This window comes from Rhizobium sp. RHZ02 (genome assembly GCF_014851575.1).
In the GTDB taxonomy this organism is placed as follows: domain Bacteria; phylum Pseudomonadota; class Alphaproteobacteria; order Rhizobiales; family Rhizobiaceae; genus Rhizobium; species Rhizobium altiplani.
Genome location: NZ_JACUZX010000111.1, coordinates 1 through 303, shown reverse-complemented (window position 1 = coordinate 303; position 303 = coordinate 1). Strand labels below are relative to the sequence as shown.

Genomic DNA, 303 nt, shown 5'->3' with positions numbered 1-303 from the left:
AGCAGAAGGACGTCCTTGTGGCCATTCAACAGCTACGCGACCAAGCGGTGGCCAAGGGCGCGATCAAGACGGACGACAAGATCACGATCGTCAACGAGGGCGACAACGTTGTCATCCGGCCGACCGATCCCGAGAAGGTCTACATCCCGAAATATCCGCCGGAGATGCTCTACGACCCGGGCTACGCCTACCAGCCTATTAGCTACTACGACCAGCCCTATTCGAACTATTGGTATCCCGGTGCTGCCTTCTTCGCCGCAGCCGTGACGGGCGTTGCCTGGGCGGCTGCGGTCAACTGGGACA

1 protein-coding gene is annotated in these 303 nt (G+C 60.1%); it reads left to right on the top strand.

Going from position 1 to position 303, the window contains the following annotated elements:
- On the top strand, positions 1-303 hold a 303-nt coding region (locus IB244_RS31740), incomplete at both ends, for a DUF3300 domain-containing protein (RefSeq protein WP_192307025.1).